The following is a 23,023-nucleotide window of genomic DNA, read 5'->3' as shown; positions in this document are numbered from 1 at the left end:
ATCTACATGGCAAAACAGCTTTTACCACATACAGCAATTTCTACCTGGAGTGGCTTTCTTTATCAAGGACGCGTTGCACTATACCATGTACTTAAGCTGTTAAATGAAAAAAACGAGCCCCAGCTAAATGAATTATATGTTCAGATTGATTCGATAGAGGATTTTTCAATTATAACATATAACGATAATGCCGAGGTAACACCTATTACAATACACCAGGTAAAGGCTATAAAAAGTGAGCTGTACTCAACATATAAAGAAGATTTTAAAAAACTAGAAACTAAAAAGATTAAATTAGGGAACTTAAATGTAAATGCTTTTTTTCACCTTGCTGTGAAAAATGAACAAACAAAAGACGAGATCAAAGCAAGACATCCTCAGATCGAAATTTATTGCTATGAAGATAATGAAGAATTTTGTCCCTTAAATGAAATAGACAGTAAGATAAGAAATCAACTGACTCTTGCATTAGTTAAATATAATATTATTGGACATGATAACGTAAGGACTATTGAGATCTTATATGACGTATTAGAGAAAATAGTTTCAGACAAAGTTGTTCATATTCATTCATTAAACCATGGTGGCATAAAAATAGGAATCGCAGCGTATGAAAATCCAATTCCATTAAGTGTATTTCTAAATGTTATTCGTGAGGACATTTCTGCCAACATTCAAAACGAGTCCTATTTTGAAAGAAAAATAAGAGCAAATTTAAATCGGTATTACCAAGAATATTGCTTCGAATCAGACAGTATTGGAATCGAACCGAGCGTAAAAGATAAAATGGATCATTACTTATACTATTTTAATGCTTTAAGCTCAAAAGAGTTCAAGTCTTTTTTACAGAATATCCGACCTCATAAAAAGATTCATTTCAAAAACTTACAAGAATATACAGACGGAAGCTTACATGAGGATGAGATCAAGGATGCTTTTCTTGTAATTCTATCGGAACTCAAAGAATCAAACAATAACCATGGGGTAGGATGGAAATGTGATAATAAAAAAAATTACTTCCCCACCACAATAACATTATCTAATAATCTTCAAAATAAAAAAAGGATAAGCGAAAGGATTTTAAACGTAGCACTGTCCAATATGATAGACGTTCCATTTAATTCTGATTACCTGGTTACTACTGAATGTAATGTAGAGAGTATTCAGCTTTTAGCAAATAAAATCAGTGATGTTTCAGAGCCTGACAGTGATAAAATAATTAATTGGAAAAAATTAGCATTAATCGATTTAGAAACAGCTAAAATTAAATTAAATGGATAATATAGTTAATAAAATATTCGAAGAAAGAAATCACGAAAGAAAAGAAGGCTCTGGTTTTATAATATTCTCTCTTAAGGATCACTATAATTATTGGATTGTAATAAACAGATATGAATTAAAAAGTGTCCTAGAGGAACAAATAAATCTTTTTTTAGAAGCTAAGGAAATAATTGGTGATGCACAGTTTGATAAAAACGCAAACCTATTAATTCTAAACAAGGTAAACAGCATTGATACTGTCAACAAAGACCATTTGCTGCAAATTGAAGAAGATCTGTTCCATTTCAAAAAAAACATTATTTATTACACGGAAGGTGAATTGGATAAATTAAAGCACGTTTTAGATCCATCTAATATAGCAGCATCTATTGAGTCCATGTTGCTGCAAGATATTGTTTTTGAGCAGCATAAAACCCGATTTGATGTCAATGAATACCAGTCACTACTTTATCGGATAGCACATAAGATCCCATTTCTAAAAATAAATATAACACAATTAAACAACCTTGATTCACTAGAAGAAATAAATCAGAAGGCCATTCGTGAAAGTAAGCTAAATGATCTATTGCAGAATGATTTCTTTTCTATTACTGATGAAGAACTTACCACATTGACTGACGATTTTATATTGCAAAAATTAAAAACAACACAGTCATGAAAATAGATAAGATAAAAATTTCAAACTTTAAAATTTTTAGAGAATTCGAAATTGACTTTAGTTCCTCTGACACAATTGTTTTTGATGGGCCAAATGGGTTTGGCAAAACTACCATTTATGATGCTATTGAATTGGTTTTTACAGGGAGAATAAGGCGATACAGTGCTCTGAAAAAGGATCTGATTGATGGAAGGCAAACGTTTTCTGAAAATCCATTTTACAATGAAAATGCAATCGGCGAGAATATTACAATAACCGTTCAACTGACTAAAAATGATCAGACTTATATTTTGGAAAGAAGTGCTGAATCAAATGATATTGATGGGAGCCTTGATTTTTCAATATATAAGCTCCATACGAAAAATAGTTTCGAATCACAAGATAGATTATTAATTGAAGATGAGGTTACATATTTGACCAATTTATTTGGGAAAAACTACGATTCCAACTTTCAATTTTTAAACTATATAGAACAAGAAGAATGCCTTTTTTTACTGAAGCATTCCGACAAGACAAGAAAGAACTACATTGGTCATCTTTTTGATTTAAAAGAGTTCGAAGCTAAAATAAAAAGAATAGAGGATTTAAAAAAAAGAATAGATGCTATCTGTCATCAAACAAAGAAAGCTGAAATTGACGAATTACAACTAGAAGTAGGAAAGATAACGGAAAATCTCACCTTGGGAAACTCCACTAGTCAATATATAAAGTTATTTATTAACCGAGATATAGATTGGGACAGAGATAATCTGGATATAACAAAGATTAACTACCAAAGTATAGCGGAAACTGATGGGATATTAGAGAGGCTGAAAGTTTTCATTTCTAGAAAAGAGATTTTCAGGCGGTATCAAATCAATAATGGCGTTAATTATTTACTAGAACACGAAGAACAAGTAAAGTCCTTATTCAGATTTAAAAAGTTTCTTGATAGGAAAGATGAATTTCGCGCTTTAAAAACCAAAAACATAAGCTTACAAACCTTAATCGAGCAGTTGAATAAGCTGAGTAATACTAATCTTGAAGGAACCATTGATATTAATATTCACTCCTTTATTTCGCAAGAAATCAGGGAGCGTTTCGTTAAATCAAAAGATGAATTACGGGAGAGTATTAATGAATTATCAGGACTTGATAAGATATATTCGGACATTTCTGCTTCTAGGAATCAATTAAAGGATAAACTTGACGCACTTAAAAATATCGGAAATTCAAATGGTGAATGCATGTTGTGCGGATACGACTGGGGATCTATAGAAAACCTTTTAAACCAAATCGAACTAAAGTCCATCCAGATTAAGGAGATTAATTCAGAGAAGAGTAACCGATTTAATGAAAGTTTTTTATCATTCAAGTCGGGCATTGTTCAAGAACTCGTCGAAATTATAGAGCAGGAACTTTCTACAAATACCTACGATATTCCATTTGTTGAAGAATTGCTTAATACCGAAAACAACAGTTTAAATAACATATTAAAGACTTTTGACTTTCTTCAATTTGACTATTCAAAATATCTCAGCGAGAATCAAAACTCTAACGCAGTTCTTTTAATAGACGAGTTTAAAAGGGAGCTATTATCATTAAAGACTGACATAGAGGAGCTGTTGATAGAACCTTATTTTAAAGACTATTTTGCTCAGTATTTTGACAATAAAATCGAATCAATCGATTTTATTAGTGTGGAAAACATTGAAATGAAGAAAAATCACTTACATTATCTGTGGTTATTAAGTCAAAATGAACTTCTAAATACCAAGAACAAAGAACTAGCGGATAAAAGCTTGAAATACAAGGATGCTAAAATAGCATCTGATCAACTGAACACATTGAAAGGAATCTATCAAAAATCATTAAAAGAGTTTCAGAAAAAGATTATCAAGGACATAGAAATAGTATTTCACATATACTCCGGAAGAATCATGCAATCCTTCCAGGGAGGCTTGGGCCTTTTCATTTTTTCGGAAAAGGAAGGTATCCGTTTTCAGTCCAATCCTTATAAAACTTACGATGCAGTATTTTCAATGAGTTCAGGTCAATTATCTGCACTTATCATTTCATTCACTTTAGCATTACATAAAAAGTATTCCCAAAATAGAATAATTCTCATCGACGATCCAGTACAGACTATGGATGAGCTGAATCTATATGGATTTGTCGATCTACTCAGAAATGAATTTGGAAATAATCAAATAATTATGTCTACTCATGAGGATATGATGTCTGCATTTATGAGATATAAGTTCAAAAATTATAATTTATCTGAAAAGCGAATTAACCTAAAGGAAATGTTACAGGGTGAGTATTGATGATAATTTGCAAGAAACATATTAAATACTACAAATTCGATAAAATTGAATGATTAATTAAACAATTATATAACCAGGATAAGAAAAAAATTAATATGGAGAAAGGTCACGATCCTCGAGAATTTATCCGAGGTATTCAGCAAATACTTATAAATAATACAATACGAATTGGTTTTTTATTCGGTGCAGGTACCTCAATGGCTGCTCCACTAACCAATAAAGATGGCAAAGATCAATTCGATGAAAAAAACAGGCGTAAGCCTTTGATTCCTGGAGTTTGGGCGATGACAGATCACATTATTTCGTCTATAACTGATGAATCTTTTCAAAAAGCATTATCTATCATAAAAGAGGAATTGGAAGATGCCGAATTAGATGAAGAAAAGAAAAAATCAGTATTTATGCTGGAGAATATTATTTCATCCATTGATCAGAAACTTCGAGTTATTGGCAAGGGCACTTTATGTGATTTAAACAAAGATAAGTTAAAGGAATTAAGGACTCTTTTTCAAAAGGAAATTAAGGGTTTAGTAGCTGTTCACAATAATGAGGATATAAATCTTAATGCGTCTTGCCGCTTACATCATAATTTTGCACGATGGATAAGGTACGCTGCCCGAAAGCATGCCGTTGAAGTTTTCACTACTAATTACGACTATCTTTTTGAAATAGGATTTGAATCGCAACATTTACCCTATTTTGATGGGTTTGTTGGCGGTTACAAGCCCTTTTTTGATCCGATAAGTGTTGAAAACGATCGCTTGCTTCCTCAGTGGGTAAGGCTTTGGAAATTGCATGGCTCATTAGGTTGGGGATATGACTCTGAAGAAAGAAGGATAATAAGAAGTAGGGAAATCAGTGACGATGGCATTGTAATATATCCGTCAATGCTAAAGTACGATGATTCCAGAAAACAGCCATATTCCAGCTATATAGAGAGATTGTCGTCCTTTCTAAAGAAAGATGACGGAGTTTTATTTATTTGTGGTTACTCCTTTGGAGATGAGCATATTAATGACACAATAATGAATGCCCTAGCACAGTCAAAATCCACAACAATTATAGCATTGGTTTTTGATGAAAACTTGAACGAGAAATCAATTCCGGTAAATATTGGGAGACGCTCAAATAGAATAATGGTATGTGGGAATAAGAAAGCATTAATTGGAGGCGCATTTGCCGATTGGATATTGAAAAGAGAACCTGCAAAAGAAGACTTTGAATTTATAGATCATTTCTTTGACCGTGATGCTCCTACTCCTGAAAATGATAAAGGTAAAGGAGATGAGCAAATGAAAGCTACCGGAAGGCTTAAACTGGTCAATTTTATGGATTTTGTCGAATTCCTTATTAAATTATCTTATCCATCTAAAGAAATGGTATCATGAGGGAAGAAAAATTCTATACAATAATTGGTCATGTGAAAAGTGTGAATGGAAGTCGCTTATCCGTTAAGCTGTCAGACGATTTTAAGTCGTCAATGCCTATTATCAATGGAATAGTATACAGAATAGGACAAATTGGTTCTTTTGTAAGAATACCTTTAGGATATGCACATTTATACGGTATTGTTACACAAGCAGGGGCTGATGCTATACCTGAGAAGCTAATAGGAAATTCAAATTCAGAAAGCAACCATCAGAGTTCCCGATGGATAACTGTAGTACTGGTTGGAGAACGCGTACGATCCAAATTTGAGCGTGGAGTAATTCAATATCCTACGCCCGATGATGAAGTGCATTTAGTTACCATTGATGATCTAAGAATTATATACAGTGAAATCAACGAAGATAGTTCCTTAACAATAGGCCATATCAGTGCCTCGGAAAGTTTGCCAGCACACATTGATCTGAATAAATTTTTATCCAGGCATGCAGCTATTGTTGGCAGCACAGGAAGTGGGAAGTCTAATACAGTATCTGTTATTTTGGAAGCAATTGCTTCCAATAGTCGTTATAAATCTTCAAGAATTCTTTTAATAGATCCTCACGGAGAATATAATGAAACTTTAAAAAGATATAGTAAAGTATTTAAAATAAACGCTGATAAATGCAAATTGGAGGCAGAACTTTATATTCCGTTCTGGGCGCTACCGTTTAACGAATTATTCTCAATATTTCCCGGAATGTTAAAGGAGAACGCATTGGATATTATTCGTTCAGAAATACAGGAAAGGAAAATAACAGCGTCGAAGCTATTAACTAAAAAACCAAAAGAACATTCGATTAATGCGGATAGTCCTATACCTTTTAGCATAAATAACCTGTGGTATGAGTTGGATGACTTTGAAAAACAGGTTTATAACAAGGTTCAAGTCTCTGGAAATTGGGAACTACAACTTGTCGAACGTTTAGAACAAGGAGATCCTGATAAGCTGATCTCAAGTAAACATCAATCACCTGCTCCCGGTGGAGGGAATCCAAATTTGAATAAAGGAGCTTTGGGAATACTTACATTCTTAAATGGGATGAGAAATAGGATCACTGACGATAGGTATAAATTTCTATTTAACCCAGGTGATTATTTGCCGTCTCTTAATGGCAAATCAAAAAGAGACTTGGATATGCTTTTAGCAGATTGGCTAAATCATGACAAACAAATCACTATACTAGACCTATCCGGTATTCCTTCCGAAATAATGTCTTCGATTTCAGGAACGATCATTAAAATTATATATGATTCTCTTTTTTGGGGCCAGGAGTTAAATGTTGGTGGTAGAAAACAACCTATTCTTATAGCATTAGAAGAAGCACATAGTTACTTAAAAGCGGGAGAGGATTCGATTTCCTCGCGAACAGTACAAACTATTGCTAAAGAGGGAAGAAAATATGGAGTAGGTTTATTATTGATTACACAAAGGCCTTCAGAACTAGATGAAACTGTTTTAAGTCAATTAGGAACATTAGTGGCGTTAAGAATGACAAATTCTAAAGATAGAGCTCATGTCGGAAGTGTTATGCCAGATGACTTAAATGATTTGGTCTCTCTTCTTCCTAGTCTAAGAACCGGTGAAGGGCTAATTATGGGCGAAGCTGTTAAGATTCCGTCACGAGTAAAGTTTGATAAAATAGCATATGCTCCCAAAAGCAGTGATCCACTGGTATCTGAAAGATGGATTTTGGAGAAGCCTGACTCAAAAGAATACGAAGAATTAATTCTAAGATGGAGAAACAGAAAATTACATTAACATAAAAATAAATAAAATGGAAATTGAAAAAATTCATGTATCGTCCTCAAATATTGAAGCCATTGGTTATCATGAAGATAGTCAAACTTTAAGAGTCTGGTTTTTGAATGGATCAATCTATGATTATTCTGGTGTAGGATTGATGGAATTTGAAGCCCTAAGAGATGCCCCATCTATCGGATCATATCTTGCAAGAAATATAAAAGGTGCCTATCCTTATGAAAAAGTAGGTTAAGAATAATCTTGAAGAGATTATTCTTAACCTACATCATTAGAGTAGGGAGGATTTATTATTATTTATCAACCATCTCACTATCTGAACAGCGAACAATCGCAAAAATTGTTGTATAAATTAGTATATTTGTTCTGACAGGTGAAGAAGGGTTAAAAAGAGTGACGAATAGGCACACTTTTCCAACGCCTAAAAAACAGTGTCAATAACTTGACACCCCGCGACTGTAAGATATTAATAACCAAACGGATAGCATTCCACTACTGGGCACATAAAATACAAAACCCGCTCGTAGAGCGGGTTTTGTATTTTATGTGGTTTTGAAAGTTTGATTGAATCAAATAAATTGTGGGCAAGAAAGTTTGACATTACAGAAGACGTTACTATTGTTAACCGGCTAATGGAAGTTATTAAAGAATAAGCATACACGTGAGTTTTGATGCTACAATATTATTGTTTTTATGAAATATATCCTTTGCATACTGATCACACTTGTTAGCCCAGTTTTAATATTGGGTCAGAAAAAGTTCAATGTAACCTTTGTACTTCCGGATAGTGCACATGTCAAAAAGATGAATTTTTATTATTATGATTGCATACAAAGGTCATATATTCCTGTTTCTGCTACTTATACTAATAACACGGCAACTATTTCTCATAGCTATAATACTGTATATGCGAAGATTTTCATAGATTATAATTTTGGTAAAAGAAGGCCCTTTATGTCAATAGTTACTACTGAGAAACCGGCTTCAATAACGCTCATGTCACCTATTAATGAAGATGATCCGTTTAACAATGCTAAAATAATAAACGCACATGATTGTAAACAGGAGATTTCAGCTATGACAGCCTATATCAAGGAACCTCAAGAACGATATAATCAAATGTATGATTCCATTACACCTGGATGGGCTCCACATGATAGCCTTGCTTTTGAAAGGCTTGAAGAAGCCAAAATAGCAATTGAAAACAAACGATTGGAATACATAAGGAAACACTCATATTCTTATTATTCTTTTTCACTGTTTGAAAAGTTTTCTATTAGTACCTTATCTCCGGATCTTCTTTTACAACAATTTGCAACAATTTTTCCAGCCAGATTTAAGAATAGTGAAGAGGGGGCCAGTGTTAAGAACTATTTATTAAACAGAGCTATTTTGGAAGATAAGAAAAAAGCCTTATCATTTACAGCCACAGACATTGATAGTAACAAGATCATATTGAATGAAATTTATAAAAAAAAGCAGGTATTGCTTGTATTTTGGGGCACCTGGTGTAAACCGTGTATAGATGAGATTCCTTTATTGAGAGCAATAAGAAAAAAGTATCCGATAGATCAATTAGAAATAATTGCCATTGCCACTCAATCGCCGCCTGAGAAAGTCCGGCAATTAATTAAAGAGCAACAATTGGACTGGACTCATATTGTTAACAATAATAGTATCAATTTACTTTATCAGGTCATTAGTTATCCCGAAATTTACCTAATTGACACTAATGGGAATGTTAAATATAAAAAAAGCAGTTATCCAGATATTAATTTAGAGAATTTAAACAAAACAATAGACATTGGCTTTCGGTCCATAAAAAAATGATAGCACGCCACTAACCGAAGCCATTCACTTTTCTTTGGAGGGAACAACATTATGCCCCAGAGCATAAATAAGCCTATAACGTTTTACTTTTGCATTATTCGTCTTTTTATAAGCATCAAACTTAATCCTCAGGGCACCTTATCAACCAGCACCAGCATATCTATCAGTTTAGAGAGACTAGCCCGCTAATTGGTGTAATACCCTATTAAGGAGCTTTATACCGGATAAAATACGGTTATAATTGGCATCAACTTGGAAGGAATCTATTTGCAAATGACAATTAATGAACAGGAGGTGTTTGAAGATTGTCTGCCGGATAATGTAAAATCATACCTTTTAGAATTATCTCAATTAGGCAAATTCGAAATAAGTGATGATAATAATGATTTCCTAATAATGTGGCCATATGAGAGCTTTTCTATAATTGACATTGCTACTAATGGCAATATTGCTTTTCCCCTGATGTATAATCTATGTCAGGAACTGAATAAGTTTGAAAATTAATGACAACATGCCTGGTAGACTTAATTATAGGGTTCATTGAAGTTTATTTCATAAAGGGTTCATTGATCATTAGGAAAGTGCGTACCTAGGAATAGAAGAGCTAATACTCTATTTAGTATCGTATTGAAAAGCCAATTTAGAATATTAATGAAATGTTACAATCATATAAAGGGATTTTAATTGACGAATTTTTTATAAATCATCTATCTGGTTTTTACAAGTGATAATGCCCAAAAAACAAGCGCAACAATCTGCTAATACTTTCTTTCTTCTACAATTTCATCTTTTATTCGCTGCCTTATATCGATTTTGGCGCCCGTAAAAAGGAAAATTGTTGTTCCGTATTCTCTTGCATTCGGATTGGTGATAGAATCAGCTGCCACCCCAGTAAGGAAATAAGCACCTGTTTTTTGCAGTTCATCATCCCTGTCAAAATAGTCTTTCACTCTGATCAGGTTTTCATACCGCTTATTCAGCACAAACCAATTGATATAATCGGCATTAAATGAAACTGCCTGTATACCTTTTTCTGAATAATAATTTATGGCGCCTGCCTGTCCATAATTATCACAAAGCACCAGGGTCTTGCTCGGAGTGGGAAGCTGCGCATAGATACTATCCACTTTGTGTGCCAGTTCCTTCCATCCAAGCATGTCTGCAAAGTCCTGCGGTAAAGGATGGTCTTTACCATCCTCCCAGCGAAGACGTCCTAATCTTTTATATTGTTGCTGGTGTTTCAAGATATATTCGGGACCATTATTTGGGAAAGCAACCTTGTACATTGGAAAGAAGACAACCAGTGGGATAATTATTACAAAAGGGCGTAAATATCTTTTCCAGTCTCCTGACAATGCCCTTGAAAGAAAAACAGCGCCAAAAGCCATGTAAACCGGATATACTCCCATGGCATAATAATCTTTTGCCCTAAAGTAGATGAAAATAGTTAAGGTGAAGATGAATGTCCAGAAGAAGAGCCTATATTTTTGAAACGGCTTGTATAATACCAAAGCACCTAATCCAGATAAAATTACAACAGCTGCACCAAAAAAGAATAGCACCTGGGATTTTAAAAAGGCCGCCCTGCTTACATTCACCAATTGGTAGCGCGATAACTCTTTCATGTGGCGAACAATCGGAAAATCGTTGATGTATTGCCATAGCAGATTCGGAAAAATAAGTACTAATGCAAGTAAAGCTGCCAGATAAAATCCCTTACGGGTAAACACTTTTCGTTGAGGTGATAGTACAACGGCTGGAAGAAGCCCAAGGAGCAGGAATACTATGTTGTATTTATTCAGGAATCCAACGGCGAAAACAATGGCGGCAAGCAACAGCCATTTCTGCTTTTCGGAATTTATATATCTTATAATGCAGTAGTAAAAGGCCGTCCAGCTCAAAACATCCAATGAATTAGGCTGATAGAGGGTATTTAAAGCTAAAATAGCTGAAAATAAAACACAGGTTGCTCCTGTAGTTAAGGCGAACAGATCTCCGTCTAATTCTTCAATTGCCTTCCATACTATCAGGATAGTCAAGGCTCCGAATAGCGCAGGAAAGAACTTAATCCAGAAGATTGTATTTCCTAGTAGCATGATCAGGAAGGAAATCCAGGAAGTCACGGGAGGTACTGATAAATAGCCCCATGCCAGGTGGTGTGCCTGATCAAGATGTAAATATTCATCCCGTTGTAAATCATATTCAGGACTTATCAGAATATATTGCAATAAGAATTTTAATATTATGAATCCGATTAAAACTATTGTTCTCTTTTTCATAAGCTATTCATTAATACGAGTTTGTAATAAACGACATTTATTACAATTGTCATGTGAGCTCTTTATAAAAAATTGAAAACTAATATTCCGATACTGATACGGAATTTTATTCCAAAACTGGTGCGTTTCATACACTAAGTTTGGATTGCGCAAAAATCATTGTATTCTCTTTGTGAAAGTCCAATTGAAATGCAAAGGAACATCTCGGCAGATATTCAGTATCGCCTTATACTAACGTCAGAACAAAAGTATTGCATAAATGCATTTTCATCGCAGGTCAAAGAATTTAACTATAAACAATCCAGGAATTTGCGCTCACATTTTACGTAATTTCCTGATAACTAAAGCCATTTGGTTCGAAAACGCTCCACTACCAGGCACTTAAAAAACCTGCAAGTCAATAACTTACAGGTTTTTATTTCTTCGGTTGTCAGAGAATTACATACACTGTTATGGTAGATTTTTAATCGCCCTGCTGTCAGCAATTACTGGTATTTAAACATTCGCTTGTAGCATCTTTCCTCCTGCATATGATTCTAACTATCCTAATAGATTTATCTCATACTGAGAATCAAATTCACCGTGTCACGAATTTTAACGACCTGGTTTCTTCACCAGCGATAATAATCATCTATTATTGGGCAATCCATCTGATGCACAACCATACATGGCGTTTTTCATCAAATGAAACCTGTTACCTAACCTCTTACAACAGTCAACTCTACACCTGGATACCAGTGGCAGGACGCTATACTCAATAATTTTTATAACTTCCAGCCCCCCAGACTGTTATAGATGATTGCCTTTCCAGACAGTGTGCCTGGGGTTATTTCAATCATCTTCTTCATGTACTTTATTTTATCCCCTTTGACCAGGGACTGTGAAATTATTTACCATGGATTATTAACTATATGCTCATCTACATGGGTAAAAAAACAGCCGGTGGGGCCATCATCCTCCAGGCAGGCTAACCATACTGCTGGTCTCGCACCTTGTTCTACGGTATAAGGAGCATTCGGGCCACCTGCATCTGTTTGAGTAAGACCGGGATCTGCACTGTTCACCTTAATCCCTTCAGGTCTCAATTCCCTGGCTAATAAGACGGTGAACATATTTAGAGCAGCTTTCGATGCAGCATAGGGAATCCGGGCCGGCTTAGGACCATTCTGGTGGAGGTGTTCGCTGGATATAGTCACAGACCCGATTGATGAGGACATATTAACAATACGACCAGCTTTGCTTTGTCTTATTAATAGTAAAAAAGATTGCGTTACACTTACCTGTGCCAAAAAATTAGTTTCTAAAAATGCCTGTAATTGTTGCTGGGTTACAATACCTGGAGAGTCTTCATCAGTTGCTTTAGGTAAGATGGCTGCGTTATTGACCAAAATGTCTAAATACCCAAATTCCCTCTTGACAACTTGTACAGCATTCTCAATACTGTTGGGATCTGATATATTAAGCAAAAGAAATATTGCATCGATTCCTTCGGCGATTAATCGCTCTGCAGCTGCCTGGCCGGCCGCTGCATTTCTGGCACCAATTAATACTTTGATCTGCTTTCTGCCCAACTGACGCGCGATCTCAAAGCCCAGTCCCCTGTTAGCTCCGGTAATCAAAGCTATTTTTTGTCGTAATTCCATCTTGTTTTTTGGGCAAGGTAATACCGTCAAATGTGGTTTACGCTTGTCAAATGACAAGAAATTACAGATCTGCCTGCCGCGTTTTTCGGCGAATCCGGCTCAAGCTGCTATCAGTTACACTTAAATAAGAGGCAATATATTTCAAAGGAACTCTTTTAATCAGTTCCGGCTCGCTTTTTAAAAAGTGAAGATACCGCTCCCCTGCGTTAAGTCTTACCCTAAAAAGATTGTGTTGTTTGTAATTTACAAGCACCTTTTCATATAGTAATCGTCCAAATTTTTCAAATTCAGAAAAATTTTTGAATAACAGATTCAATGATTTCTTATTTACATAAAGGAGGGTAGTATCTTCCAATGCTACCACGTTTGTCTGACTGACAGTTCCGCCGTGGAAACTTACCAGCTCACAGGTGAATGAACCTTCTCTCAAAAAGGAGTTGGTATATTCGTTTCCCCGTACATCACATGAATAAGACCGAAATAATCCTTTATAAACAAATCCCCACCAATCACCATACTGGCCTTCCTTAAGCAGGTATTCCCCCTTGTAAACTATACGGCAATTGAAGGAAGATGCAATGTTGATAGCATCCTGATCGGAGACCGGAATGTAAAGGCGAAGTTGTTTGGTGAGCCAGCTGCAAATTTCTTCTTCTGACATGATTAATAAAAAGTTTATCAAAACTAAATGCAAAGGTAGGATATCAATAAAAGGAAATGACCTCATTCCTTCAATCCGAAAGATTATCTGTGAGGGATAAAATTTTAAAGATAAATGCGTAGCCCCAAAAACCCTGGCAGTTGATAAAAGGAACCCATAATTGTTCTATTTTCAAGGACATAAATTAATCATTTAAAGAGAAAAGTGATTTTGATTTAATTTTTCCTTAATTTAGAAACATCAAAGACACAATGGTATAAACGAAAAAAAGAGAACGGATTATAAGAATAAATAATTTAATTAAACCTTTGAAATGACATAACTGGCTATAACAAGGTAGCCCAGGATTGGCCCCAGAAGTTGTTCGTGAAGGAGTAATATTTTCTACCCCAGGGTTACCTTATCTATATTATGTACGATTAAACATTAGTTCCATGAGCATTTATTCCACCTTATCCTAATTGTCAATTATGCAGGCGCAAGCAATATCCAGCTTAGCCTGGCAGGTTATTCCATGTTAATAAATTGCAAAAACTGTTTTGTGAACGTTTAAAATCTACACAGCTTTAATTGCATTTAACCCCCTCCTTATACTAGATAACAGGAATGGTGGTTGAATTATAACTCCATACACACATTCTATTATTCACAAAAATTAAAAATTATGGATGGTTTTATCGGCGAAATCAGAGCTTTCGCACTCAACTACACGCCTTCTGGCTGGGTGCCTTGTGATGGCACTACTTACACGCTTCTGTCTCAACAGGCCTTATATGCAGTAATAGGTAACTATTATGGTGGCACGCCGGGTCAAAACTTTAAGGTACCGGACCTGCGGGGAATAACACTGCTGGGAAAGGATCCGGCAGCAAGCGGGTATAATGTGGTAGGCGCTACAGGTGGTGTTGATGCGGTTACCCTTACTGGAAATACCATGGCTGCACATAATCACCAGCTGAAGGGTGTAACACGTACCGGTAACGGACAAACGACTGCAGCGCAGTCACAACCAGGCCCTACCGTTTATTTAACCAATGCTTATGCGCTTGGTACCAGTAAAGGCGTTATAGCCTATTCGAACACTGTTGACCTGAATGTGCCATTTGCGCCGCAAACGATTAGCTATAACCGGCTTACACCAGCCGTTACGCCTCACTCAAATGTGTCTCCCTATCTTGCACTCAACTATTGCATTTGTGTGGAGGGTTATTTCCCAGTCAATGGCAATTAAAAATCATTGTTTAAACTCACCTCAAAAACATTACTATGGACAATTACCTTGGCGAAATCCGCATCTTCCCATACTCCAGAATTCCTTCGGGATGGCTGCCTTGTAACGGGCAGGAATTACAGGTAAGCGGTAATCAGGCATTGGCTGCATTACTGGGACAAACATATGGAGGAAATGGCTCTACTACCTTCAAATTACCAAACCTCAATGGTCGCACGATTGTTGGTTATGGAGCCAGTGCAAGAGGTCTGAATTTTCAACTGGGACAATCCGGTGGTACAGAAAAAGTAGCCCTTACTGATCCCAATACTATACCGCCACACATGCATACAATGTATGGCAGCAATGTATATAACATTGGCGGGCCTAACAACAATTACCTGGGAAATCCAAATGTACCTGCCAGCAGTACTCAAACTGCAAAAAACACAGCACAGGTCAACCTCTACGCGCCTCCGGCCACCCCTACCGTAAATTTCCCGGATGTGATCACCAGCGCAGGAACCGCAACCCCGCATGAGAACAGGATGCCTTACCTGGTAACGAATTATTGTATCGCATCTGTAGGGCTTTGGCCTTCGCGCGATTAACAGCCTTTATTTAACGTTAAAAAACTGATCATATGGATTGTTATATAGGAGAGATCCGCGCGTTTGCGGGCAATTATGCGCCTGAGAACTGGGCGTTATGTAATGGAGCTGCATTGCCCATTGCTGGTAATGAAGCATTGTACTCCCTGCTGGGGGTAGCATATGGCGGAGATGGTGTTACCAACTTCAAACTCCCCGACCTGCGTGTGAAATTACCAGTTGGTGCAGGCACCATCAGCACGCAGGGAGGCACGGGCAACTATGTGCTGGCAGCTGGCGGAGGTGCTACCACGGTAACACTTACTGCAGCTAACCTGCCACCACATACACACACCTTCACAGGTATAAACACTCCTGCTGTCAGCAGCTCGCCTGCCAATAATATGCTGGCAGCTTCAAACGGCAATAACAGCACAGTGACTCCTCCTTATCCAGACGTAAACCTTTATACAACTTTGCCTTTGCCGGCAGGAGGCACAACCACACCGAATGCCACGCTTGGAGCCAGTGCTATAGGTAATACCGGTGGTAGTCAGGCACACCAGAACATGATGCCTTACCTCGTTGTGAACTTCATTATTGCGACCAATGGTTTATATCCTCAGCCGGCTTAACACAGAAAATGTGTATAGCCATTGTTTCAGACAGTGACAAGTTCATACCACCGACATACACACTTGCGAGACAGGGTCAGCAAGTGTGTATTTTTCTGGCTCCGCAGTAAATAGCAGTACATTCAATCCCCACAAAAAGAACTTTTATGAAAATTATATTAACACCGGCATTAGCTTATTTATTACAAACTGCTCAAATGAGGTAGCTGTGTATGCCTCGGGGGTACGTGGAGTAGCATAAGCGCCATTGGGATCACCCAAGGCCTTAAATAGATCTATTAATTCGTTTCGTATTGTTTCTCCAACCCCCCAATTGTTTAAACGGGATTCGATTTCCTCAAAGGACTCCTGTCTGTAACGTACTGGTTTTTCTGTTAATGAAGATAATCGGCGTGCAACATCGCTAAGGGTTAAATTTTCAGGTCCCATCAGGTTGAGTTTCCAATGCCCTGCCCAGCTCTCATCCAGCAGGTATTTTGCTGCTATATTCCCTACATCCTCTGTACTTAAAAACGGGATGTCATGCAGGGCGTCATAAGTAAAACTAAATTCTCCCTTTTCTTTTATGCTTTGAGCCTGCAGTAGAAAATTTTCCATAAAGTAGCCGGGCCTTAAAGCAAGCACATTTACCCCCAACTTATCAAATGCTTCTTCCATTATACCGCAATAACTAATAGTGCCCAGGTTAGGTTTTGTGCTCACCCCAAGAGAAGAAATCAACACTACTCTTTTGATGTCATTTTGTTGAACAGCGGCAATACCTGCTGTAGTTATTTTATCATACCACTCCTTTAGGCTTGGAGCAGCCGCAACCGGGGGTACAAGCCAAAGCAAGGCATCGGCATCATGAGTAGCCTTAATCATCTCCGCCATATCACCCAGATCTGCAACCTTAGCAATTGCCCCGGTAATATTTAATTGGTTTAATCTATCTATATTCTGACCAAGTAGTATTGGTATAGCGCCATTTAATACAACCTGTCTGGCAGTTGCACTTCCAATATTTCCTGTGGCTCCCGCAATAGCTATTTTCATAAGTTATTTATTAACGTTAAACATATCCAGGGTTGCCTGAGCTCCGCCAAATGCTTTAAGTGCAGGTAACGGATTAGAGTATTCGCGATAAAAACTGAACTTGCCGCCCTTCAGTTTGAAATACATCACATAATCCTGTTGATACAATATTCCCGTAGAAAGGATAGTGCATTCTCCGTGTGCTTCTGCCCAATAAGTACCTTCCTCCTGTAAACGATATACCCTGATATCTGAAAACTTCAGGTGGGGCATGTTCTTCAATCCTCCTTCCAGGTGATTACGATATGCCTCCATGTTCTGTTTACCCTTTGCCCCAATGGATGGGGCATAAGGAAATTCAATTGTTGCATCGTCATTGAAAAGTGCAGTAACAGCCTCTGCCCCTACTCCAAAAGCTTTCAATAATGCCTCATATATCTGGTATCCCAAAGAATTATTTGCCATATTCTAGATAATTTATCCAAAGCTAGGCACAAAAGTATATATTTGAAAGTAGGCACCTGAAAGTATAGTAGGAACTTTAAAGTAACATATGAGCGCAGCAACACAAGCATCAGCTAAGAAAAATGAAAATTTTTTAAAATTGCAGCAAACGCTGATGGTAAAATCAACTTTAGATGAAAGTTGTATCCTCAATCAGGCTTTAACGCTGATTGCTAATAAATGGACATTACTTATTTTGGTGGCACTGATGCAGGGAACTAAACGCAACAGCGAGTTGTTGCGGCAAATCAAAGGGATCTCTCCAAAAATGCTTACACAAACACTAAAAACCTTAATGGAATACAATATGGTAAAACGAAGTGTTTATCCAGAGGTACCTCCGCGTGTTGAATATGAGTTAACTGAATTTGGGGAAAGCACGGCTGATCCCCTGATAGCACTGCTGCAATGGTCTATTGACTGGGAAAATCAAATAAGTAATTTATATAATGCGCATTTGAATTTTACTTAATTGCTACTAGCCTGATCAACGTCACTCCGTAATACTACCTGGTAAGCAAACTCTTCAAACAATATTCGTGCATTAAATAAAATAATGCGCTCGCAATAAGTCTAAAAATTGTTGGATTGAATTTAGAAATGCTATGAAACCTTCATGAGCGTTTTTGAAGGAGCTATATTTCATTGATTAAGATCTGAAAATGTAAAAAACGTAAGTTGGTCTTTGTAATGCCTCCACCTCCAATAGGCAAATATTATTTCAAAATATTTGTAATGAAAATGATTGTATCTCCCCCTGCGTTATTCATATGCAATCATTTCTCGCAAGCACAAGATTTCAGTGCATACAAAAGGAATTCTTTACAAGCGGTTCTGATAAATAGCTTATTTCACCTGGCGCACAGGAATTATCATCTACATACACATTGAGCCATACAGGCAAGTAAATTGAGCCATAGGAAAAATCTGGCTATCCATAAAAAGCTCATCTTTACATCGTTAAAAATAGCTAAAATGAAAATGATAAATCTCGGCATAAATGGCCCGCTTGTTTCTAAACTGGGATTAGGCTGCATGCGCATGTCTTCAACCTGGGGAAGACCGGCGAATGACGAACGTGAAAGTATCGCTACTATTCAATCCGCATTAGACAACGGTATTAATTTCCTGAATACAGGGGACTTTTATGGTGCCGGACACAACGAAATCCTGGTTGGCAAAGCTATCAAAGACAGGAGGCAGGATGCGTTCATAAGTGTTAAGTTTGGTGCTATTTTCTACGGTGGTCATCCAATCGGAATGGATTTGCGTCCCATCGCTATTAAGAACTTCATCAATTATTCATTGACCCGTTTGGGTATCGATACAATTGATCTTTATCAGCCGTGCAGATTAGATGGCAGCGTTCCACTGGAAGATGTAATTGGAACGGTGGCTGACCTTATCAAAGAAGGAAAGGTACGCTATCTCGGCGTTTCTGAAATCACGGCAGATCAACTTCGCAGGGTTAACAAGATACATCCCCCAGCGGCATTGGAAATAGGCTATTCATTGGCAGATCGTCAGATTGAAAGCGATCTGCTTCCTACCGCAAAAGAGTTGGGTATAAGCATAGTAGCATTTGCCAATACTGCCGAAGGCCTGCTTACTGGGGAGATGAAGGCCCCACTTGCAGATAATGCCTATCAGCAATTCTTCCCGCGTTTTCAGGGAGAAAATCTGATAAAAAACCTGGAGAAGGTTGAAGTACTGAAAGAAATGGCTAAAGAAAAAGGATGCACACCGGCTCAGTTGGCAATTGCCTGGGTGAATGCACAGGGAGAACATATTATGCCATTAGTAAGCATGAGCCGCAGGTCCCGTTTGCCAGAGAATATACAGGCAATGGAAATTGTATTCAGTAATGATGAACTGGATATTTTGAATAATGAATTTTCTCCAGGTGCAATACTTGGCAATACATATCTCCAGCGGTAATATCTTTGCATAATGATAAATCCGAGTGAAATAATTCCGGGAATACTGTTTTATTCATATAGCTCTACCATAAAGAAGGAGAAAGTAACATTTATGAATCACACCACTTTGGTACTGCAGGTGTCAGGGCATTTTGGAATGGAAACAGCTACCGAAAGATTTTCCATCGGGGCAGGAGAAATGTTGCTTATTCGCAGGAATCAATTGGGAGAACTCACTAAAACACCCTTGAATGGCGAGGCTTACCAAACCATCATTATTTGTCTGTATGAAGATCTGCTCAGGCAGATCGCGCTGGAAGAGCAAATAGAAATAAAGGAGAAATATACCGGGCCTTCTAATATTTCTATTTCAGGGAATGATTTTCTGCATTCCTTTTTCCAATCCGTGATTCCTTATATACGCCATTCGGAAGAAAAGATAACCAATGCCGTAGGCATTTTGAAGGTAAAGGAGGCAGTACTGCTACTCCTTCATACGATGCCTGAACTCAAGAGATTCCTGTTTGATTTTTCTGAGCCGTATAAAATGGACCTGGAAAAATTTATGCTTAATAATTTTCACTTTAATATCCCTGTTGAAAAATTTGCCCAGCTTACTGGAAGAAGTCTTGCAGGATTCAAACGTGACTTTCGAAAGATATTTGATATGTCTCCCCGGCATTGGCTACAGGTTAAGCGGCTTACAGAAGCCCGTTATCTTATAGAGAAGAAGAACAGGAAGCCATCTGAAATCTATATTGAATTAGGGTTTGAAAATCTTTCTCATTTCTCTCGTTCTTTTAAAAAACAGTTTGGTAAGTCTCCTACAGCGTAATAAGATATATTTTCCTTCAAAATTGAATTATCAAAAATTGATCATTATTCATCAAAGAGGATATAATTGAGCATGAATAAAGGTAGACCATGTAAAATTTCATTTCCTGCTTTGGGCAGATTTGGGGAAAATAATGCCGGATCATGTCAAGTTTTGTCTACTATACGCCATATAGGTGGAAAGCTCTAATTGGCACTTATGAAATAACTTCATCCTGTATCTACTCAGAAAAAATATTAGTTGTTCTAACTTGTTTTATTAAAAATAAAAATTTAACTTAGGTATATTCTTTAAGGATTTATCAAGTTGCCCGGATATATTCAACCTATAGCTACATTTACGACCCATAGCGAACTAATTTAATAATTACCTATATGTACCCTAATTCATGTAACCATTGAATTACTTGCTGTACAATAGATCCTATCTCCTTTCGGTAATTACTCCTTTTTGTTTACACTTTAAATCAAATTGTATGTCGACATCTTCAAATGAAGTAATGTTCCCTTCCGCAAACACTTTTCTTATCAACTCCAATCCAATTTTCCTGATTACACGTAAAGGGGAACGTGAAATTCTCGTTTTTGATGCTAAAATGGAAGTAAAAACATCTGACCCTAAAAAAAATGAAGGAGGCAACCGCCATGTGGGCGTGGATGTTAAGTACTGGGAAGCAAAAGCTACCAGTAAATTATTAGGTTGTGATATCGGATTCAGAATCACAGACCTGGGCGACAATAGTAAAGTTACCGCCCTTCAGTTAAACAAAGACTTCCCTTCTAAGCTCGAATTCAACATGGAATACGAGGTAATGGTAAATGGTGAAGTAATCAAATCCGGCCTCAGTGGCTCTGCTGAAGGTCAGATCAACAGCTTCCCGCCAAAGCCCAATGATATGTTCCGTGTAGCCGGGAAAAGCATGACACTGGGAGAAGACACTACTGTTGATGTAGTTGCCTGTGCCTGTTAATGTAGTCCAAAATCATTCTTACAGGTAAATCAGAATTTTTGAAGACCATTTTAGTCTGCATTACCGGGGCTGTCGCTGCGGTTGTAATGCCTTCTTATGTCCTGCAGATAAGGAAAGAATTGAATGCACGCGTCTTCATCATGGTATCAGATAATGCTACAAAGTTTGTCACTCCATATGCATTAAAAATACATTCAGGTAATGAAGTATTTACCAACACTTACGATGTAAGTGATGATACCCTCGTGCCTCATATCAAACTTACACAGGAAGCTGATCTCATCATGATAATGCCTGCTACTGCTAACATCATAGCAAAAGCTGCCAATGGCATTTGTGATGACCTCATATCTACTACCATCGTAGCTGCCAAGGCCCCGGTAATTTTTGTTCCCTCTATGAACGAAAGCATGTGGTATGCCAGCTCCGTTCAGCGCAACCTCAAAGTGCTGCAGAACGATGGACACTACATCATGGAACCCCGTCGGGGGATAGAGATTGAAGGAATGAAAGAAACGTTTGGCGTCATGCCACTATTAAAAGACGTTATCTCCGTTATCAATCATGTATTGAGTATGTCTAATCCTTAAAATCTTAAACAAATGAAAAGAAGAGATTTTGGTAAAAACATGGCCATCTTCCTTGCTGGTGCCCCATTAGTACCTGGCGCATTCTCCTTCCCCAAAAAGGAAAAAATGAAAGTTACCATAGGCGAATCCCAGGAGACATTCCCTACGACTGCCGCCTATTACACCAATACAAATCCAACTTTTGCCATCACTAAGAATGGACACACAGAAGTACTGGTGTTAGATGGCACGCTCCACTTCACAACTAAAAATCCCGGAAAAAAACGTGATGGCCTCCGCTATATTGACATCACACTCGATAGCTGGAACGGTAGCGCATACAGCAATTTACTAGGTAAAGAAGTTCGCTTTGAAGTAACCAATACCCTTAAAAGCGGCGTAAAATCCCACTACCTCAACCAGGACTTCCCTTCTACAATGGAAATGAATTTCGAGTATAATATTTATTTCGATGGTGAGTTAGCCATCAAAGATGCATCTGCCAGGGCCTGCTCACAACTGAACACATTCTCTGCCACAAGCGCTAACCTGTACCAGATAGAAAGTAATAACCTGGTTACAAAAAATAATAATATCGAAATCATCTTTTGCGCAGCATAAAATAAATTTAATGGAATTAACTGAAATCTTCGACCAGATGAGAGTTCAGGTAGAAGATATGGATCCCATTCAAGCTAAAATGAAGCTTGTAATGGGAGATCATATCTTCCTTATTGACGGCACAGGGGATAAAAATATTATTAGCCAGGATGATGTTGAGGCTAACTGTGTCGTTAAAACGGATCTGAACACCTTTTATAAAATGAAAAGCGGAAAGCTCAATCCCATACTGGCATTGATGGAGGGAAAAATCAACATTGACGGGAGTATGGGACTGGCCTTTAAAATGAAATCCTTACTTGCTTGATTAA

22 protein-coding genes are annotated in these 23,023 nt (G+C 37.3%); 17 read left to right on the top strand and 5 right to left on the bottom strand.

All coding sequences use genetic code 11. The features are described 5' to 3' along the window. Window positions 1-6: 6 nt before the first annotated feature. From SIO70_RS14590 to SIO70_RS14560, 7 genes are all read left to right on the top strand, one after another. Entirely contained in the window at window positions 7-1,281 is a 1,275-nt protein-coding gene (locus tag SIO70_RS14590) for an ABC-three component system protein (protein WP_320581595.1), read from the top strand. Beyond that, on the top strand, window positions 1,274-1,939 hold the full coding sequence (locus SIO70_RS14585; RefSeq protein ID WP_320581594.1) for an ABC-three component system middle component 1: 666 nt from the start codon (window positions 1,274-1,276) through the stop codon (window positions 1,937-1,939). The genes SIO70_RS14590 and SIO70_RS14585 overlap by 8 nt, the downstream gene beginning before the upstream one ends. After that, window positions 1,936-4,245: an AAA family ATPase gene (locus SIO70_RS14580; protein WP_320581593.1), complete on the top strand. Its 2,310-nt coding sequence runs from the start codon at window positions 1,936-1,938 to the stop codon at window positions 4,243-4,245. Before SIO70_RS14585 ends, SIO70_RS14580 begins: the two co-directional genes overlap by 4 nt. A 95-nt stretch (window positions 4,246-4,340) precedes the next feature. Further along, window positions 4,341-5,633: an SIR2 family protein gene (locus SIO70_RS14575; protein WP_320581592.1), complete on the top strand. Its 1,293-nt coding sequence runs from the start codon at window positions 4,341-4,343 to the stop codon at window positions 5,631-5,633. Beyond that, window positions 5,630-7,432: an ATP-binding protein gene (locus SIO70_RS14570; protein ID WP_320581591.1), complete on the top strand. Its 1,803-nt coding sequence runs from the start codon at window positions 5,630-5,632 to the stop codon at window positions 7,430-7,432. The genes SIO70_RS14575 and SIO70_RS14570 overlap by 4 nt, the downstream gene beginning before the upstream one ends. A gap of 16 nt (window positions 7,433-7,448) precedes the next feature. Further along, window positions 7,449-7,667, top strand: coding sequence for a KTSC domain-containing protein (locus SIO70_RS14565; RefSeq protein ID WP_320581590.1), 219 nt, complete (start codon window positions 7,449-7,451; stop codon window positions 7,665-7,667). Window positions 7,668-8,125: 458 nt separating this feature from the next. Then, a complete protein-coding gene (locus tag SIO70_RS14560) occupies window positions 8,126-9,262 on the top strand; it encodes a TlpA disulfide reductase family protein (protein ID WP_320581589.1) in 1,137 nt (378 codons plus the stop codon). Between the two features lie 758 nt (window positions 9,263-10,020). On the opposite strand, the gene SIO70_RS14555 is transcribed toward SIO70_RS14560, so the two are convergent. The 3 genes from SIO70_RS14555 to SIO70_RS14545 form a co-directional block, all read right to left on the bottom strand. Next, window positions 10,021-11,541: a glycosyltransferase family 39 protein gene (locus tag SIO70_RS14555; protein ID WP_320581588.1), complete on the bottom strand. Its 1,521-nt coding sequence runs from the start codon at window positions 11,539-11,541 to the stop codon at window positions 10,021-10,023. A gap of 890 nt (window positions 11,542-12,431) precedes the next feature. Then, entirely contained in the window at window positions 12,432-13,184 is a 753-nt protein-coding gene (locus SIO70_RS14550; protein ID WP_320581587.1) for an SDR family oxidoreductase, read from the bottom strand. 61 nt (window positions 13,185-13,245) lie between these two features. Next, window positions 13,246-13,845: a Crp/Fnr family transcriptional regulator gene (locus SIO70_RS14545; RefSeq protein ID WP_320581586.1), complete on the bottom strand. Its 600-nt coding sequence runs from the start codon at window positions 13,843-13,845 to the stop codon at window positions 13,246-13,248. 664 nt (window positions 13,846-14,509) lie between these two features. On the opposite strand from SIO70_RS14545, the gene SIO70_RS14540 reads away from it, so the two are divergent. Genes SIO70_RS14540 through SIO70_RS14530 form a run of 3 tightly spaced genes read left to right on the top strand, consistent with a single transcriptional unit; the run spans window position 14,510 to window position 16,280 of the window. Beyond that, entirely contained in the window at window positions 14,510-15,076 is a 567-nt protein-coding gene (locus SIO70_RS14540) for a phage tail protein (RefSeq protein WP_320581585.1), read from the top strand. Window positions 15,077-15,111: 35 nt separating this feature from the next. After that, window positions 15,112-15,666, top strand: a complete 555-nt coding sequence (locus SIO70_RS14535; protein WP_320581584.1) for a phage tail protein — start codon at window positions 15,112-15,114, stop codon at window positions 15,664-15,666. Between the two features lie 32 nt (window positions 15,667-15,698). Next, window positions 15,699-16,280, top strand: coding sequence for a phage tail protein (locus SIO70_RS14530; RefSeq protein ID WP_320581583.1), 582 nt, complete (start codon window positions 15,699-15,701; stop codon window positions 16,278-16,280). A 153-nt stretch (window positions 16,281-16,433) separates the two neighbouring features. Here SIO70_RS14530 and SIO70_RS14525 read toward each other — a convergent pair whose 3' ends face one another. Together SIO70_RS14525 and SIO70_RS14520 are read right to left on the bottom strand one after the other, a co-directional pair. Further along, window positions 16,434-17,315 (bottom strand): NAD(P)H-binding protein, encoded by an 882-nt coding sequence (locus SIO70_RS14525; protein ID WP_320581582.1) that lies wholly within the window; start codon window positions 17,313-17,315, stop codon window positions 16,434-16,436. Between the two features lie 3 nt (window positions 17,316-17,318). Next, the gene (locus tag SIO70_RS14520) at window positions 17,319-17,759 is read right to left on the bottom strand and encodes a nuclear transport factor 2 family protein (RefSeq protein ID WP_320581581.1); all 441 of its coding nucleotides are present in this window, start codon (window positions 17,757-17,759) and stop codon (window positions 17,319-17,321) included. An 88-nt stretch (window positions 17,760-17,847) separates the two neighbouring features. Between SIO70_RS14520 and SIO70_RS14515 the strand changes: the two genes are divergently transcribed. From SIO70_RS14515 to SIO70_RS14485, 7 genes are all read left to right on the top strand, one after another. Continuing rightward, complete coding sequence (locus SIO70_RS14515; RefSeq protein ID WP_320581580.1) at window positions 17,848-18,270, top strand: helix-turn-helix domain-containing protein; 423 nt, start codon at window positions 17,848-17,850, stop codon at window positions 18,268-18,270. 503 nt (window positions 18,271-18,773) lie between these two features. Next, a complete protein-coding gene (locus SIO70_RS14510; protein ID WP_320581579.1) occupies window positions 18,774-19,736 on the top strand; it encodes an aldo/keto reductase in 963 nt (320 codons plus the stop codon). A gap of 93 nt (window positions 19,737-19,829) precedes the next feature. After that, complete coding sequence (locus SIO70_RS14505; protein WP_320581578.1) at window positions 19,830-20,552, top strand: AraC family transcriptional regulator; 723 nt, start codon at window positions 19,830-19,832, stop codon at window positions 20,550-20,552. A 475-nt stretch (window positions 20,553-21,027) separates the two neighbouring features. Continuing rightward, a complete protein-coding gene (locus tag SIO70_RS14500) occupies window positions 21,028-21,522 on the top strand; it encodes a hypothetical protein (RefSeq protein WP_320581577.1) in 495 nt (164 codons plus the stop codon). Between the two features lie 38 nt (window positions 21,523-21,560). Continuing rightward, a complete protein-coding gene (locus tag SIO70_RS14495; RefSeq protein ID WP_320581576.1) occupies window positions 21,561-22,112 on the top strand; it encodes a flavoprotein in 552 nt (183 codons plus the stop codon). A 12-nt stretch (window positions 22,113-22,124) separates the two neighbouring features. After that, on the top strand, window positions 22,125-22,712 hold the full coding sequence (locus SIO70_RS14490; protein WP_320581575.1) for a hypothetical protein: 588 nt from the start codon (window positions 22,125-22,127) through the stop codon (window positions 22,710-22,712). Between the two features lie 10 nt (window positions 22,713-22,722). Next, on the top strand, window positions 22,723-23,019 hold the full coding sequence (locus SIO70_RS14485) for an SCP2 sterol-binding domain-containing protein (protein WP_320581574.1): 297 nt from the start codon (window positions 22,723-22,725) through the stop codon (window positions 23,017-23,019). The last annotated feature ends 4 nt before the right edge of the window (window positions 23,020-23,023 follow it).

Origin of the sequence: Chitinophaga sancti (assembly GCF_034087045.1) — a bacterium.
GTDB classification, from domain to species: domain Bacteria; phylum Bacteroidota; class Bacteroidia; order Chitinophagales; family Chitinophagaceae; genus Chitinophaga; species Chitinophaga sancti_B.
The sequence above is the reverse complement of the archived record's forward strand: the minus strand, read 5'-3'. Positions and strand labels throughout refer to the sequence as shown.

Bases quoted from the DNA above. Each gene is read 5' to 3' on its own strand.
- SIO70_RS14590 (WP_320581595.1), top strand. From the start codon at position 7: ATGGCAAAACAGCTTTTACCACATACAGCAATTTCTACCTGGAGTGGC.
- SIO70_RS14585 (WP_320581594.1), top strand. From the start codon at position 1,274: ATGGATAATATAGTTAATAAAATATTCGAAGAAAGAAATCACGAAAGA.
- SIO70_RS14580 (WP_320581593.1), top strand. From the start codon at position 1,936: ATGAAAATAGATAAGATAAAAATTTCAAACTTTAAAATTTTTAGAGAA.
- SIO70_RS14575 (WP_320581592.1), top strand. From the start codon at position 4,341: ATGGAGAAAGGTCACGATCCTCGAGAATTTATCCGAGGTATTCAGCAA.
- SIO70_RS14570 (WP_320581591.1), top strand. From the start codon at position 5,630: ATGAGGGAAGAAAAATTCTATACAATAATTGGTCATGTGAAAAGTGTG.
- SIO70_RS14565 (WP_320581590.1), top strand. From the start codon at position 7,449: ATGGAAATTGAAAAAATTCATGTATCGTCCTCAAATATTGAAGCCATT.
- SIO70_RS14560 (WP_320581589.1), top strand. From the start codon at position 8,126: ATGAAATATATCCTTTGCATACTGATCACACTTGTTAGCCCAGTTTTA.
- SIO70_RS14555 (WP_320581588.1), bottom strand. From the start codon at position 11,541: ATGAAAAAGAGAACAATAGTTTTAATCGGATTCATAATATTAAAATTC.
- SIO70_RS14550 (WP_320581587.1), bottom strand. From the start codon at position 13,184: ATGGAATTACGACAAAAAATAGCTTTGATTACCGGAGCTAACAGGGGA.
- SIO70_RS14545 (WP_320581586.1), bottom strand. From the start codon at position 13,845: ATGTCAGAAGAAGAAATTTGCAGCTGGCTCACCAAACAACTTCGCCTT.
- SIO70_RS14540 (WP_320581585.1), top strand. From the start codon at position 14,510: ATGGATGGTTTTATCGGCGAAATCAGAGCTTTCGCACTCAACTACACG.
- SIO70_RS14535 (WP_320581584.1), top strand. From the start codon at position 15,112: ATGGACAATTACCTTGGCGAAATCCGCATCTTCCCATACTCCAGAATT.
- SIO70_RS14530 (WP_320581583.1), top strand. From the start codon at position 15,699: ATGGATTGTTATATAGGAGAGATCCGCGCGTTTGCGGGCAATTATGCG.
- SIO70_RS14525 (WP_320581582.1), bottom strand. From the start codon at position 17,315: ATGAAAATAGCTATTGCGGGAGCCACAGGAAATATTGGAAGTGCAACT.
- SIO70_RS14520 (WP_320581581.1), bottom strand. From the start codon at position 17,759: ATGGCAAATAATTCTTTGGGATACCAGATATATGAGGCATTATTGAAA.
- SIO70_RS14515 (WP_320581580.1), top strand. From the start codon at position 17,848: ATGAGCGCAGCAACACAAGCATCAGCTAAGAAAAATGAAAATTTTTTA.
- SIO70_RS14510 (WP_320581579.1), top strand. From the start codon at position 18,774: ATGAAAATGATAAATCTCGGCATAAATGGCCCGCTTGTTTCTAAACTG.
- SIO70_RS14505 (WP_320581578.1), top strand. From the start codon at position 19,830: ATGAATCACACCACTTTGGTACTGCAGGTGTCAGGGCATTTTGGAATG.
- SIO70_RS14500 (WP_320581577.1), top strand. From the start codon at position 21,028: ATGTCGACATCTTCAAATGAAGTAATGTTCCCTTCCGCAAACACTTTT.
- SIO70_RS14490 (WP_320581575.1), top strand. From the start codon at position 22,125: ATGAAAAGAAGAGATTTTGGTAAAAACATGGCCATCTTCCTTGCTGGT.
- SIO70_RS14485 (WP_320581574.1), top strand. From the start codon at position 22,723: ATGGAATTAACTGAAATCTTCGACCAGATGAGAGTTCAGGTAGAAGAT.